The organism is Guyparkeria sp. TX1 (assembly GCF_046523965.1).
Taxonomy (GTDB): Bacteria; Pseudomonadota; Gammaproteobacteria; order Halothiobacillales; family Halothiobacillaceae; genus Guyparkeria.
This window is the reverse complement of the sequence record NZ_CP144142.1, coordinates 534227-547734: the sequence shown is the minus strand read 5'-3', so window position 1 is coordinate 547734 and position 13508 is coordinate 534227. Positions and strand designations below refer to the sequence as shown.

The 13508-nt window shown below is 65.3% G+C and carries 14 protein-coding genes; 13 read left to right on the top strand and 1 reads right to left on the bottom strand.

The window, feature by feature from the left end:
- Positions 1–135: 135 nt before the first annotated feature.
- The gene (gene dnaA / locus VWP12_RS02640; protein ID WP_410474485.1) at positions 136–1545 is read right to left on the bottom strand and encodes a chromosomal replication initiator protein DnaA; all 1410 of its coding nucleotides are present in this window, start codon (positions 1543–1545) and stop codon (positions 136–138) included.
- A 518-nt stretch (positions 1546–2063) separates the two neighbouring features.
- Here dnaA and rpmH point away from each other — a divergent pair.
- The 13 genes from rpmH to cmoB all read left to right on the top strand — a co-directional run bounded on the left by rpmH (position 2064) and on the right by cmoB (position 13506).
- Positions 2064–2198 (top strand): 50S ribosomal protein L34, encoded by a 135-nt coding sequence (gene rpmH, locus VWP12_RS02635; RefSeq protein ID WP_058574926.1) that lies wholly within the window; start codon positions 2064–2066, stop codon positions 2196–2198.
- A gap of 5 nt (positions 2199–2203) precedes the next feature.
- On the top strand, positions 2204–2623 hold the full coding sequence (gene rnpA / locus VWP12_RS02630; protein WP_410474484.1) for a ribonuclease P protein component: 420 nt from the start codon (positions 2204–2206) through the stop codon (positions 2621–2623).
- The gene (gene yidD / locus VWP12_RS02625; RefSeq protein WP_410474483.1) at positions 2608–2916 is read left to right on the top strand and encodes a membrane protein insertion efficiency factor YidD; all 309 of its coding nucleotides are present in this window, start codon (positions 2608–2610) and stop codon (positions 2914–2916) included. The genes rnpA and yidD overlap by 16 nt, the downstream gene beginning before the upstream one ends.
- A gap of 9 nt (positions 2917–2925) precedes the next feature.
- Positions 2926–4635, top strand: a complete 1710-nt coding sequence (yidC, locus tag VWP12_RS02620) for a membrane protein insertase YidC (protein WP_410474482.1) — start codon at positions 2926–2928, stop codon at positions 4633–4635.
- Between the two features lie 59 nt (positions 4636–4694).
- Positions 4695–6041, top strand: coding sequence for a tRNA uridine-5-carboxymethylaminomethyl(34) synthesis GTPase MnmE (gene mnmE / locus VWP12_RS02615; RefSeq protein ID WP_410474481.1), 1347 nt, complete (start codon positions 4695–4697; stop codon positions 6039–6041).
- Between the two features lie 141 nt (positions 6042–6182).
- Positions 6183–6737 carry a PAS domain-containing protein gene (locus tag VWP12_RS02610; RefSeq protein WP_410474480.1) on the top strand — a complete coding sequence of 185 codons (555 nt, stop codon included), beginning with the start codon at positions 6183–6185 and terminating at the stop codon, positions 6735–6737.
- A gap of 16 nt (positions 6738–6753) precedes the next feature.
- Positions 6754–7299, top strand: a complete 546-nt coding sequence (locus VWP12_RS02605; protein WP_410474479.1) for a GNAT family N-acetyltransferase — start codon at positions 6754–6756, stop codon at positions 7297–7299.
- Between the two features lie 58 nt (positions 7300–7357).
- Positions 7358–8152 carry an EAL domain-containing protein gene (locus tag VWP12_RS02600; RefSeq protein WP_410474478.1) on the top strand — a complete coding sequence of 265 codons (795 nt, stop codon included), beginning with the start codon at positions 7358–7360 and terminating at the stop codon, positions 8150–8152.
- Between the two features lie 109 nt (positions 8153–8261).
- The gene (selD, locus tag VWP12_RS02595) at positions 8262–9329 is read left to right on the top strand and encodes a selenide, water dikinase SelD (RefSeq protein ID WP_410474477.1); all 1068 of its coding nucleotides are present in this window, start codon (positions 8262–8264) and stop codon (positions 9327–9329) included.
- Positions 9326–10465 (top strand): tRNA 2-selenouridine(34) synthase MnmH, encoded by a 1140-nt coding sequence (gene mnmH / locus VWP12_RS02590; protein ID WP_410474476.1) that lies wholly within the window; start codon positions 9326–9328, stop codon positions 10463–10465. Before selD ends, mnmH begins: the two co-directional genes overlap by 4 nt.
- 91 nt (positions 10466–10556) lie before the next feature.
- Entirely contained in the window at positions 10557–11357 is an 801-nt protein-coding gene (gene cmoA / locus VWP12_RS02585; protein WP_410474475.1) for a carboxy-S-adenosyl-L-methionine synthase CmoA, read from the top strand.
- 111 nt (positions 11358–11468) lie between these two features.
- Entirely contained in the window at positions 11469–12500 is a 1032-nt protein-coding gene (locus tag VWP12_RS02580) for a DUF2860 family protein (protein WP_410474474.1), read from the top strand.
- Positions 12501–12507: 7 nt separating this feature from the next.
- A complete protein-coding gene (cmoB, locus tag VWP12_RS02575; RefSeq protein ID WP_410474473.1) occupies positions 12508–13506 on the top strand; it encodes a tRNA 5-methoxyuridine(34)/uridine 5-oxyacetic acid(34) synthase CmoB in 999 nt (332 codons plus the stop codon).
- Positions 13507–13508 lie beyond the last annotated feature (2 nt).

Here is a 13508-nt window from a genome sequence, read left to right as displayed (position 1 = left end):
TGGCTCAATGCCATGGGACGGCCTGTGTATGAAATGGGACGGTTTGTGGAAAACTCATTATTCGCGGATTCATCCACACGTTCCCCAGTGCCTGTCCCCGTGGTGTACGTGGTTTGTCCCCAGGACCGCCGGCGATTACACATTCAGCGTGTGTCGCAGCAGGTTGTAGTCGTCATTGATCTTGCTGTCGATCTCGCGAAGCTCTTCGATCTTGCGCACCGCGTGCAGCACTGTGGTGTGATCGCGGCCGCCGAATGATTCGCCGATCTCGGGCAGGGAGTGGTTGGTCAACTCCTTGGCCAGTGCCATCGCGAGCTGGCGCGGTCGGGCGATCGAACGAGTGCGTCGGGCGCCGGTGAGTTCCTGGATCTTGACGTTGTAGTACTTGGCGACCGTGCGCTGGATGTTGTCCAGGGTGATCATCTTGGCGTGCGCCGAGATCATGTCCTTGAGCGCATCCTTGGTCGACTCGATGGTGATCGGCCGCTTGGAGAACTGCGTGGTGACGATCACCCGTCGCAGGGCACCCTCGAGTTCGCGGATGTTGGCCTGGATACGTCGGGCGATGAAGAAGGCGACGTCCGAATCGAGATCGATGCCCGACTGCTCGGCCTTGCTGTGCAGGATGGCGACCCGGGTTTCCATGTCGGGCGGCTCGACCGCCACCGTCAGGCCCCAGCCGAAACGCGACTTCAAGCGTTCCTCAAGCCCCTCGATTTCCTTGGGGTAGCGATCGCAGGTCATCACGATCTGCTTGCCCTGCTCGATCAGCGCATTGAAGGTGTGGAAGAACTCCTCCTGGCTGCGCGGCTTGGTGGCGAAGAACTGGATGTCGTCGATCAGCAGCGCGTCGATGCCGCGGTAGAAGTTCTTGAACTGCTCGGTGTTGTTGTTGCGAATCGCAGTGATCATTTCCTGCACGTACCGCTCGCTGTGCAGGTAGATCACGCGCCGGTCGCTCTGCTGCTCGATGATCTGATTGCCCACCGCGTGCATCAGGTGGGTCTTGCCCAGGCCCACGCCACCGTAGATCAGCAACGGGTTGTAGCTGGCCCCGGCATTGGCGGCAACCTGCTGGGAGGCAGCGCACGCCAGTTGGTTCGACTTGCCCTGGACGAACGTCTCGAAGGTAAAGCCGCGATTGAGATTGTGCGAGAAGCCTTCGTCGGCGGTGTCACCCGGCTCGACCGGCTCGGGTTCGATTGGACTGGGCGTGGTCGGTCGAGGGGCCGCAGGCGCCGGCCGGGTGCTCGGAGGCGTGCTCGGGGTCGTCGATGACTTGGTATGGCTGCGTCCTGCCTCGCCGATGCGCAACGAGACGTCGAGTTCGGGTTGGCCGGAAATCTCGCGGGCGTGGAAGCGAATCTGTTCGAGCAGTTTCTGGTTGACCCAGTCGAAGGCGAAGCGGTTGGGGGCCCACAGCAGCCATTGCTCGTCGCTGACCTGTTCGGCCTGCAACGGGAATATCCACATGGTCAGCTGATCGTTCGGCAACTCCTGGGCCAGACGATCGATGCATTGTTGCCACATCGGGAAATGCTGCATGACGACGGTCGTTCTCCACCGGTTCGGGGTCGACTAGGGTTCTTTACACGAATCGAGACCGCCGCTGGGGCAGTCTGGCGGGCTTGCCGGCTTGCTCGCCCTGGTTCGTCACGGGGCGTCCAGCTTCTTGACGGGCAATCAGCCCGTGGTTGAATCGGTGCCGTGACGGCCAAAAAGCCGGCAAGCCGGGGCTGCGGAGATTCGTGTATCGATACCTCGGACAAGGGGCGGATGATAACATCCACCCCCGGTCGATCGACATCTTATCCACAAGATATGAGACGGTCGCGAATCCGTCGATACACAGACCAACGGCGGGTGGTTCCTGGCCGGGTTTCGAGGTGCCGGGGCAGTCTTTCCGGGGCCCGTGCCACGCCGCCCTTGACAGCGGCCCCCGGTCTGTCAGAGTATTCGGCCCCTTTTTCAAGCGGATACGGTCGATCGATTCGACCCGAACGGACCGGCGAGACCGGTCTTTCCGACCACCTCATCGACCTGATCAATACTGGGACGTCGTCATGAAAAGAACCTTTCAGCCGAGCAATCTGCGCCGCAAGCGGACCCACGGTTTCCGTGCCCGCATGAAGACCCGTGGCGGCCGCGCCATCATCAACGCCCGTCGCGCCAAGGGCCGCAAGCGTCTGTCTGCCTAAGGCAGATGACTGACGCAGCGCCCGAGGTCCTGATCGCCGGGGCCGACAGCACGGAACCGGCCGTCATTCGTGGCGGCCGGTTTCCGCGTTCGGCCCGTCTGCTTTCCGGACGGGACTACCAGCGCGTGATGCGTGACGGCGGCCGGGTGCATACGGCCAACCTGATGCTGGCCCTGCGCGCCAATCCGGAGGGCGAACCTCGCCTGGGGCTGGCCGTCAGCCGCAAGCGGGTGCGACTTGCCCACGAGCGCAATCGGGTCAAGCGCGTCGCTCGTGAACATTTTCGCCTGAGCCGCGCCGACCTGCCCGGCATGGACGTCGTCGTGCTGGCCAAGTCGGGGGTGGACAAGCTGTCCATGCCGGATCTGCACCGCCAGATGCGCCAGGCACTGAACAAGGCGAGTCGGAAATGCGCCGCGTCCTGATCGGACTGGTCAAGGGCTATCGCCTACTGATCAGCCCCATGCTGCCGCCGTCCTGCCGTTTCTACCCGACCTGTTCCGAGTACGCCGTCGAGGCCCTGTCACAACACGGCGCGCTCAAGGGCGGTTGGCTGACCCTGCGTCGACTGGGGCGCTGCCATCCCTTTTGCGCCGGTGGCGTCGATCCGGTGCCTGGTACCTCCTCGGCACACGGCTGCTCCCGCTGCCAACTCGAATCCGACGCTTCCCGAGCCGATGCCCATCACGGGCCCCATGCCGTTCAATCGCGAGACTGAAAGATTCCCATGGAACAACGCCGCCTGATCTTGATCATCGCCCTGGGCTTCGTCCTGATCCTGCTCTGGCAGGCCTGGCTGGAAGACAACACGTCATCGGCCGAGCGCAGCAACGTCTCTCAGACGACCGAACAGGCGGCGGCCGGAAATGACCGCCCGGCCGACGATCTGCCTACCTCCGGCGGGCCGTCAACGGGGGGCGATGTGCCTTCCTCGACTGGCGAGGAGGCGGCTGCCGGGCCGGGTGCCGCGTCGGATCGGATCCGGGTCGAGACCGACGTGCTGTCGTTGGAGCTCGATCCGAACGGCGGCGTGATCCGCCAGGCCGACCTGCTGGAGTACCCCGTCGAGCTCGATCGGCCGGATGAGCCGGTGCGCCTGCTACAGGACAGCAGCGGGTTTACCTACATTGCCCAGTCCGGCCTGATCGGCGCGAAGAATGCGCCCGCGCCGGATCACCATGCCACCTTCCAGGTAGAGGAGCCCGAGTACCGGCTCGCCGACGGCGAGTCCGTGCTCGAGGTGCCGATGACATGGGAAGAGGACGGCATCCGGGTGACCAAGACCTACCTGTTCAAGCGCGGCTCGTATGCAGTCGACCTGCGCTACACGGTGGAGAACACCACCGACGCCGAATGGCGTGGTCAGCAATATCGTCAGCTGACCCGCTCGGGCTCCACCCCCGGCATGCAGCTGATGTATACCTACACCGGCGGCGTCTACGCGGGCACGCCTCCCGGCGGCGGTGATCGACTCAACTACGAGAAGATCGAATTCGACGAGATGGGCAAGATCAAGCTGCAGAAGGATCTGCAGGATGGTTGGGCCGCCATCATCCAGCACTACTTCATGAGCGCCTGGGTGCCATCGAACCCCGAACAGGTGAACCAGTACTACACCCTGCGCAGCCAGAACGACGGCTTTACCGTCTATAGCCTGGGCCTGATGTCGCCGGTCACCGCCGTGGCGCCGCAGTCGACCCAGACGCTCGAATCGATCCTCTACGTCGGGCCGAAGATCCAGTCGAACCTCGATCCGCTCGCCACCGGCCTGCACCTCGCGGTCGACTTCGGCATCCTGACCGTCATTTCCGAGCCGATTTTCTGGCTGCTCGACTTCTTCCATAGTTGGGTCGGCAACTGGGGCTGGGCGATCGTGCTGGTCACCCTGGTGATCAAGCTGCTCTTCCTGTGGCCCTCGGCAATCAGCTATCGATCGATGGCGCGCATGCGGGCCGTCACGCCGAAGATGCAGGCCTTGAAGGAGCGCTTCGGCGACGACAAGCAGCGTCTCTCCCAAGAGATGATGAAGCTCTACCAGAAGGAGAAGATCAATCCGCTGGGTGGCTGCCTGCCGATCCTGATCCAGATCCCGGTGTTCATCGCGCTCTACTGGGTGCTGGTGGAGTCGGTCGAGCTGCGCCAGGCGCCATGGATCCTGTGGATCGAGGACCTCACCCAGAAGGATCCGTACTTCATCCTGCCGTTGCTGATGGGCGCCTCGATGTTCCTGCAGCAGAAGCTCAACCCGGCGCCGGTCGATCCGATGCAGAAGAAGATCTTCCAGTGGCTGCCGGTGATCTTCACGGTCTTCTTCGCCTTCTTCCCGGCGGGTCTGGTGCTCTACTGGTTCGTCAACAACCTGCTTTCGATCGTCCAGCAGGCGATCATCACCCGCCGGGTGGAAAAGCAGATGGCGGCCCAGAAGGGATCGAGCTGATCGGCGGCGATGTTTCCCGTGAAACATCGCACCCTTTCCGACCGTAATCGGACCTTTCCATGAACGCGATACCGGTCGACACGATCTGCGCGGTGGCGACCGCCGCCGGGCGGGCCGGTGTCGGCGTCGTCCGACTGTCCGGGCCGGAGGCGCTCGCCATCGTCCGACGCCTGAGCGGCATCGAGCCCCGTCCTCGCTACGCCCACTACGTCACGCTGAACCGACCGGAAAGCGACGAGGTGCTGGACGACGGCATCCTGCTGTATTTCCCGGGGCCGCATTCCTACACCGGCGAGGACGTGGTCGAATGGCAGGGGCACGGCAACCCGGTGCTGCTGGATGCCGCCGTCGCGGCGATGATCGCCTGCGGTGCGCGCATGGCCCGTCCCGGTGAATTCACAGAGCGGGCCTTCCTCAATGGCCGCATGGATCTGGCCCAGGCCGAGGCGGTCGCCGATCTGATCGAGGCCGGTTCCACGCAGGCGGCCACCGCCGCGCGCCGGTCGTTGACCGGGGCGTTCTCGCGACGTGTGGATGCGTTCGTTGAACACCTGATCCACCTGCGGATGTACATCGAGGCCGCCCTCGATTTCCCCGAAGAAGAGATCGATTTCCTTTCCGACACGCGGCTGCGTGACCAACTCGCCGCCTTGCGTGAGGAGCTGGCCGACCTGCTGGGCCGCACCGGTGAAGGCGTGCGGCTGCGCGAAGGATTGCAACTCGTGATCGTCGGCCAGCCCAATGCCGGCAAGTCGAGTCTGCTCAACCAGCTGGCCGGCGAGTCGCGCGCGATCGTTACCGAGATTGCCGGCACCACCCGCGATGTGCTGCGCGCCGAGATCATGCTCGACGGCCTGCCGCTGCACGTCATCGATACCGCCGGCCTGCGCCAGAGCGATGACCCGATCGAGCAGGAAGGTATCCGCCGGGCCTGGGAGGAGATCGAGCGCGCCGATCTGATCCTGCACCTGATCGACGGCGCGCACGGCCGATCGGCCGAGGACGAGGCCACGCTCGCGCGCCTCCCCGACAAGCCGCTGCTGACCGTGATCAACAAGGTCGATCTGACCGACCAGTCGCCCTCCGAGGCGGTCGAGGACGGCATACTGCGGTTGAGCGCCCGAACCGGGGCGGGCGTGGATGCGTTGCGCCGCGAACTGCGGCACCTTGCCGGCGTGTCCGATCGGACCGAGGATCCCTTCATCGCGCGCCGGCGGCATCTCGAGGCACTCGAGCGCGCCCGGGAAAGCCTGGCCGAGGCCTCCGACTCGCTGACGTTGGGGGCGGGCGAGCTGGCGGCCGAGTCCTTGCGCCGCGCGCAGTCCGCGATGGAGGCCATCACCGGTCGCTATACCGCCGATGACCTGCTGGGCGAGATCTTCGGCAGTTTCTGCATCGGCAAGTGAGCCGTACCGGATTCGTGCCGGTCTACCCGAGCGCCCTGCTTGGTTGAAGGCCCCGGCCTCTCGCGCTTAAATACCCGATCGATTTTTCTTGGTACCGTCGGGCCACGTCCGGCTTGCCCTTTCGGGTAGAGGAGCGCTGCCATGCTGTCGATGGAGTACCAGCCGCCGATCGACATTCGACAGGTCACCGGTCGAGTGGTCGGGTTGGGGACCCACCGGGCCTTGCAGTCAAAGACCGACTGCAATGGCATCATCACCCAGGCCAGCCGATCGCTGGCCGAGATTTCCGGGTTCGCGGTTGACGAGCTGATCGGCCAGCCGCACAGCATCCTGCGCCATCCGGACATGCCCGATACCGTCTATTACCTGATGTGGCAGACCATTCAGGCCGGCGAGGAATTCTTCGGCATCGTCAAGAATCGCTGCAAGAACGGTGATCATTACTGGGTGCTCACCCCCGTCGCGCCGATCGTCCGCGATGGCCAGGCGCAGGGTTGCACCTCGGCTCGCTTCCTGCTGCGCGCCGACGTGGTGCCGGAATGGGAGCAGCTGTTTGCCAACATGCGCGCCGCCGAGCAGCGCAGTAGTCAGACCGACGAGCGGCGTTTTGCGCCCGCGATCGAGGTAATGAATCGCTTCGTCCGTCGGCACGGTTATGCCAGCCTGCCGCAGATGGTGCTGTCCTCCCGGGCCTGAGTTGGCGTAGAACAGAATGTCGTTGCCCGCCTGCCATTCCGCTGAGCCCAATCGGCTGTCCCTCGATCCGGCGGAACCTGACGATCTGCCCGGTATCGCGGCCCTGGCCGAAAGCATCTGGTGGCGGTGTTATCCGCCCATCATTGGCAGTGCCCAGGTGCATTACATGCTCGGGCGCGGCTACGCCTTGCCCGCGTTGCGCGAGGCCCAGCAGAACGGCACCCGCTTTTCGCTGCTGCGGATTGTCGGCGTGCCGATCGGCTTTTCGGCCTGGCGCCACGAATCGGATATGGCCTTCCTCGACAAGCTCTACCTGGATCCGAGCTTTCACGGTAAGGGGCTGGGTCACTGGTTGATCGATGCCAGTTGCCGGCAGATGGCCGTTGAGGGTCTCGACCAGGTCCGACTGCGGGTCAATCGACACAATCACCCGGCCATCAGGGCCTACGAACGGGCCGGGTTTTTTGTCTCGGGCAGTGATTGCCAGCCGATCGGCAATGGCTTCGTCATGGACGATTACCTTATGTATCGCACGGGAATTCTCGGGCTTTTGCTAGACTGACCCACTGGCGCCGCCGCCTCGGTGGGCCATTGCTTGTCAGTGCCCCGGGAGGTTGTCGATGCCGCAAGTGACCGAACTCAACGATCTGCAGGTGTTCCCCGACGGGGTGCGGCAGGTCACCTGCCGCGATTGCCTGGCCGAGGCGTCGGACAAACTGGGTTTCTCGTTTTCCATGGCGTTCCAGCCGATCGTCGATATCGATCGCAACGAGATCTACGCCTACGAGGCGCTGGTGCGCGGTCCCAACGGGGAGTCGGCCGGCAGCGTGCTCGGCCAGGTCACCGACCAGAATCGCTACTACTTCGACCAGGCCGCGCGCGTGACCGCGATTCGCCTCGCCTCCGACCTCGGGATCGAGGCGAATCTGAGCATCAACTTCATGCCCAATGCCGTCTACAAGCCGCAGGCCTGCATTCGCGCGACCATGGAGGCGGCTGCGATCTACGGCTTCGACCCGAAGCGGTTGATCTTCGAGGTCACCGAGGCCGAACGCATCACCGATCGCGGCCACCTGCGCTCGATCTTCGACGAGTACCGCGAGCGCGGGCTGATGCGGGCGATCGATGACTACGGCGAGGGGTTCGCCGGACTGAATCACCTGATCGAGCTCGAGCCCGACCTGGTCAAGATCGACCTCAACCTGGTACGTGGGGTGGACGAGCATCGCAGCAAGCAGGCGGTGATCCGTTCGACCGCGATGATGTGCGACGAGATGGGGATCGAGCTGATTGCCGAAGGGGTCGAGACGCGCGAGGAATACGAGACGCTACGTTCGCTCGGGCTCAACCGCTTCCAGGGATACTGGTTCGCCCGGCCCGGGTTCGAGACACTCCCGATCCCCGAGATGCCCTGAATTCGTCCAAGCCCACCCCGTCGACCCCACGCCGCCGTGAGGTGTCGAGCCACGGGGCGGTGATGGTCCCCCGCTCGATAGCGGTTGAACACAGTCCACCGATGATTCCATGTCCTCAGACAACGCCCCCAACATCCGATTGACCCAGTACAGCCACGGTGCCGGTTGTGGCTGCAAGATCGCCCCGGCCCTGCTCGACGACATGCTGGTCTCGAGCCTGACCCCGATCCAGCCCGACGCCCGGCTGCTCGTGGGCAACGACTCGCGCGACGATGCCGCCGTCTTCGATCTGGGCGATGGCAGCGCCGTGATCTCGACTACCGACTTCTTCATGCCGATCGTCGATGATCCGTTCACCTTTGGCCGGATCGCGGCAACCAACGCGATCAGCGATGTCTACGCCATGGGCGGTCAACCGTTGCTGGCGATCGCGATCCTCGGCTGGCCGATCGATAAACTGGGCCCGGAGATCGCCGCGGCAGTGATCGACGGCGGGCGCAGTGCCTGCTTTGATGCCGGCATCACGCTGGCTGGCGGGCACTCGATCGATGCCCCCGAACCCATTTTCGGCCTGGCCGTGACCGGCCGTGTCGAGCTCGACCGGCTCAAGCGCAACGACACCGCTCGTGCCGGCGATCATCTCTTTCTCACCAAGCCGCTCGGCGTTGGCGTATTGACCACCGCACAAAAGAACGGCGTGCTCGACGCCGCCCACGCCGATTTCGCCCCGCAGAGCATGACGCGCCTGAACCTTATCGGCCGTGAGTTGGCGGCGCTCGAGGCGGTCACCGCCATGACCGATGTCACCGGCTTCGGGCTGGGCGGTCATTTGCTCGAGTTGGTGCGCGGCAGCCGGCTGCGCGCCGAGATCGACGTGGCATCGTTGCCGCTGATCGAGGCGGTCGCCGACTACATCGCCGCCGGCCAGATGCCGGGCGGTACCGGGCGGAACTTCGACAGCTACGGACGTGATCTCGGCCAGATGAGCGAGTTCGCCCGCGCGATCGTCTGTGATCCGCAGACCTCCGGTGGGTTGCTGGTATCGGTGCGTCCCGAGGCAGCCGACGCCGTCGCCTCGTTGCTGGCCGAGGCCGGACTGCACGCGGCTCCCATCGGACGCCTGCACGAGGAGAACGAGGGCCCGCGCGTGGTCTTCCACGAGGGCGGCTCGGCGTGAGCGGGCGTGCCGATCTGCCGATCGTGACCGATATCGCCTCGATTTTCCTCGACGAGCGGCCGATGCTGGACGTACGCGCGCCGGTGGAGTTCGAGCAAGGGGCGTTTCCCGGGGCAGAGAATCGGCCGCTGCTCACCGACGAGGAGCGCCACCAGGTCGGCATTCGTTACAAGGAAGCCGGCCAGGATGCCGCGATCGCGCTGGGCTACGAGTTGGTCGACGCACAGGAAAAGGCCCGCCGGGTGGCGCAATGGCAGGCGTTCGCCGAGGCCCATCCCGACGGCCTGCTCTACTGTTTCCGTGGTGGGCTGCGCTCACGATTGACCCAGCAGATGCTGTTCGAGGAGGCGGGTATCACTTATCCGCGCGTCGCGGGCGGCTACAAGGCCATGCGCCGCTTTCTGCTCGATGCCCTGGAAACCCAGGCGGCCGACGCCCCCCTGATCATGCTGGGTGGGCGCACCGGCGTGGGCAAAACGCCGTTTCTGTACCACTTCGAGCGCTACCTGGATCTCGAAGGGCGGGCGCGGCACAAGGGCTCGGCCTTCGGTCGCGAGCCGGAACCGCAACCCATGCCGATCGACTTCGAGAACCAGGTCGCGATTGACCTGTTGCGCCTGCGGCATCGTGCCCCGGACGAGCCGATCCTGGTGGAGGACGAGGGCAAGATGGTCGGCGCGCGGCTGGTGCCGCCGACCCTGTTCGAGCGCATGCGCAGCTCGCCGCTGGTGGTGATCGAAAGGCCACTGGACGAGCGGGTCGAGCAGAGTCTCAAGGACTACATCATCGATCTCGAGGCAGGCTACCGCCGCGTGCTGGCCACCGACGCCACCGGGGCGAGCGCGCGGGTGCGCGAGCACATCCTCGGGGCGATCGACCGGGTGGCCAAGCGCCTCGGCGGCGCGCGCCACGCCAAGGTGCGCGGCATGGCCGAGGAGGCCCTCGATGCCTGGTACGGCCAGGATGATGTCCAGGGCCTGCGCGATCTGATCCGGGTGATGCTGGTCGAGTACTACGACCCCATGTACGACTACCAGCTGGCCAACAAGCGCGATCGGATCGTGTTCAGCGGTCCGCCCGAGGCGGTGGCCGAAGAGCTGGCCTCGCGAGGACTGCGGCCGCAACGGCCGATCTGACGCCCTCGCTGACCTGCCCCGGCCCGGTGAGCCTGTTCGTCGCCCTCTCGCCGCGGTAGACTTTCCGCCCCCTCGGAAGGTCGAGCCCGTCATGCCGGAATCACCTCAACAACCCATCCCGAGCGGTCGAGACGATCTCTACCGCGACCCGCAGCCACCGGCGGCGTTCCGTTTCGACGCCTCGGTGGCGGCGGTCTTCCCCGACATGATCTCGCGCTCCGTGCCCGGCTATCGTTTCAACCTCGAGCTGGTGGCGGCGATTGCCCGGCGCCACGTGCAGGCCCATTCGCGGGTCTACGACCTGGGCTGTTCGCTGGGCGCGATGACGCTCTCGATCCGCTCGGCACTCGCCGGCATGGATGCGCCGCCGGCGGGGGTCGAGCTGATCGGCGTGGACAACTCGCAGGCCATGCTCGAGCGCGCCCGGGCGCAGCTGGCCGCGTTCCACTCGCCCTATCGCACCGATCTGGTCTGTGCCGACCTTGCCGAGGTGCTGCCCGAACGCGCCTCGATGGTGGTGCTCGCCTACACGCTGCAGTTCGTCGAGCCGGCGCGGCGCGATGCCGTGATCGCCCGCCTTTACGACGGCCTGTTGCCGGATGGCGTGCTGGTGCTGGCGGAAAAGGTCAACGAACCCGAACCCGAACCCGGCGCCGAGGCGCTGATGACCGAGCTTCACCATGACTTCAAGCGCGCCAATGGCTACTCCGAGCTGGAGATTGCCGGCAAGCGACAGGCATTGGAAAACGTGCTGCTCACCGAGACGGTCACCAACCACGAGGACCGCCTGCGGCAAGCGGGCTTCGACGAGGTGGTGATGCTCTCGCGCCATTACGGGTTCTGCCTCTGGCTGGCGCGGCGATGCAAAAAAACAACGGATCAGACCGACTGATTGCCCCGTCCAGGGAACCGCTCATGGCGGGAAGAGACATACCTCTTATGCTGTGCGACCCATAACGGACGGTCGCGATCTTGTCGTGTGTGAACAACAGGAATGGAACCGATGAACGCCTTTGAAAATCTCGTGTCCCGGGCCGTGGCGCAGGCCATTGCCTTGGCCATCCTGCCGCTGAGCCTGCTCCTTGCAACGGGGGCGCAGGCCTCGCCGATCGCCGACGAGACCGGTTTCTCCGGCGAGATTCAGCCGCTGATTGGTGTCATGTCGAGCCGGTCCAATCTGGCCGTGTCCGGCGATCAGAAGCGGATTGATTCCCTCTATAGCCTGTCCTCACGCGAGACACGCCCGATCGGTGGGGTGTTGGGGCAGATCGACTACACCGTCGTGCCGCGCGAGTTGTCGCTCTATGCCGGCACCCCTCGGTCCGCCCTGGCCGATGCGGAGCTCGGCGTCGAGGTCGGTGCGCGCTACCTGGTGGGCGGTGTCGGGCTGCTGACCGCGGGCGTGATCCCGGTCACCGTCAATGACAGCGAGGTCTGGTCGGACCCGTTCGTGGTCGGAGAGCGTCGTGACGCCACTGATGTCGATCGCCGCGGCCTGCACCTGGGGCTGGCGGTCATTGCCGGAACCGGGTTGTCGGTGGATTACCGCCTGTACCGTCGCAACATCGACGATGAACGCTCCGGCCAGGCGCTGGAGTTGTCGCCCGCCGAGCGTCGACTGCTGGAACGGGAAGGCACCGAGCACCGCTTCGATCTCAATTACCGGCTCGCCCTCACCGATCGCTTTAGTGTGACGCCCGGCGTGCAATACCGCCGCCTGGATGCCGATGGCGCCGCGAACCGAGGCTGGCTGCTGCGCCCGCAGCTGACCGCCCGCTACGAGATCGATCGCTGGTCGCTCTCGATGACCGGTTACTACGGCGTGGATCGCTACGACGCGCGTCAGCCGATCTATGACGAGTACCGCGACGGCAAGGAAATGGGTGTGGTTGCCGGCGTGCGCTACGCCGAGCCGTTCGGTTGGTCGAACTGGTCGGTCAACGCCTACGGTGTCTGGTCCGAGCGCGATTCCGATATCCGCTTCTACGATCAGGAAACCGGCCTGTTCGCCGTCGGGCTCGGTTACCGGTTCTGATCAACCGATGAGGGATGCCGCCACCGAGCGGTCGGTCGCGCTCGGCATCGAGCGCATCGCCCGCCAGACCCGTGCCGCGCTCGGTCACCTTCCCCGACGCATGCCGATGGAGGGGTGGCGCACGTTCGACTGGGCGTCAGTCAATCACGGCGACTGGTCGCGATGGCTGGCCGCCGTCGGCGATCTCCCCGAGCGCCCTGCCGGGGCCGTCAATCATCTCGACCGACCCGCTATCACCGCGCGTGCCGACGAGGCCCTGGCCGGGCTCGAGGATGTGCTCCGTGACCTGATCCCCTGGCGCAAGGGGCCTTTCGACCTGTTCGGGGTGTCGATCGATACCGAGTGGCGCTCGGACCTCAAATGGGACCGACTGGTCGACCACATCCAGCCGCTGGCCGGTCGTCGGGTACTCGATATCGGCAGCGGCAACGGCTATCACCTCTGGCGCATGCTCGGCGCCGGGGCGGACTTCGCCCTCGGCGTCGATCCCACCTGGGTGTTCGTGGCCCAGTTTCATGCCGTCGCCCACCTGCTGGGCGAAACGCGCGCCGGCATCGTGCCTACTACGCTGGAAGGCTTTCCGCAGCGGCCGCGCTTCGACACGGTCTTCTCGATGGGCGTGCTCTACCACCGCCGCGATCCGTTCACGCACCTCGGTGAACTCAAGGCCTGCCTGCGCCCGGGCGGCGAGCTGGTCCTCGAGACCCTGGTGGTCGAGGGGGGTGCCACCACCATCCTCACGCCGGCCGATCGCTACGCTGGCATGCGCAATGTCTGGTTCCTGCCCAGTCCGGCTGCCGTGATCGGTTGGCTCAAGCGCATGGGCTTCGTCGATCCCGAAGTGGTCGACGTGACGGTGACCACCGCGGAGGAGCAGCACCGCACCGACTGGTTCGGCGACCGCCAGTCGCTGGTCGACTTCCTCGATCCCGACGATCCCACCCGGACCCGCGAAGGGCTGCCCGCGCCCCGGCGCGCCATCATCACCGCTCGTCGCCCCGGCTAGCG

Excerpts from the sequence above, each read along its gene's own strand:
- dnaA (WP_410474485.1), bottom strand. The coding sequence starts at position 1,545 with ATGCAGCATTTCCCGATGTGGCAACAATGCATCGATCGTCTGGCCCAG.
- rpmH (WP_058574926.1), top strand. The coding sequence starts at position 2,064 with ATGAAAAGAACCTTTCAGCCGAGCAATCTGCGCCGCAAGCGGACCCAC.
- rnpA (WP_410474484.1), top strand. The coding sequence starts at position 2,204 with ATGACTGACGCAGCGCCCGAGGTCCTGATCGCCGGGGCCGACAGCACG.
- yidD (WP_410474483.1), top strand. The coding sequence starts at position 2,608 with ATGCGCCGCGTCCTGATCGGACTGGTCAAGGGCTATCGCCTACTGATC.
- yidC (WP_410474482.1), top strand. The coding sequence starts at position 2,926 with ATGGAACAACGCCGCCTGATCTTGATCATCGCCCTGGGCTTCGTCCTG.
- mnmE (WP_410474481.1), top strand. The coding sequence starts at position 4,695 with ATGAACGCGATACCGGTCGACACGATCTGCGCGGTGGCGACCGCCGCC.
- VWP12_RS02610 (WP_410474480.1), top strand. The coding sequence starts at position 6,183 with ATGCTGTCGATGGAGTACCAGCCGCCGATCGACATTCGACAGGTCACC.
- VWP12_RS02605 (WP_410474479.1), top strand. The coding sequence starts at position 6,754 with ATGTCGTTGCCCGCCTGCCATTCCGCTGAGCCCAATCGGCTGTCCCTC.
- VWP12_RS02600 (WP_410474478.1), top strand. The coding sequence starts at position 7,358 with ATGCCGCAAGTGACCGAACTCAACGATCTGCAGGTGTTCCCCGACGGG.
- selD (WP_410474477.1), top strand. The coding sequence starts at position 8,262 with ATGTCCTCAGACAACGCCCCCAACATCCGATTGACCCAGTACAGCCAC.
- cmoA (WP_410474475.1), top strand. The coding sequence starts at position 10,557 with ATGCCGGAATCACCTCAACAACCCATCCCGAGCGGTCGAGACGATCTC.
- VWP12_RS02580 (WP_410474474.1), top strand. The coding sequence starts at position 11,469 with ATGAACGCCTTTGAAAATCTCGTGTCCCGGGCCGTGGCGCAGGCCATT.
- cmoB (WP_410474473.1), top strand. The coding sequence starts at position 12,508 with ATGAGGGATGCCGCCACCGAGCGGTCGGTCGCGCTCGGCATCGAGCGC.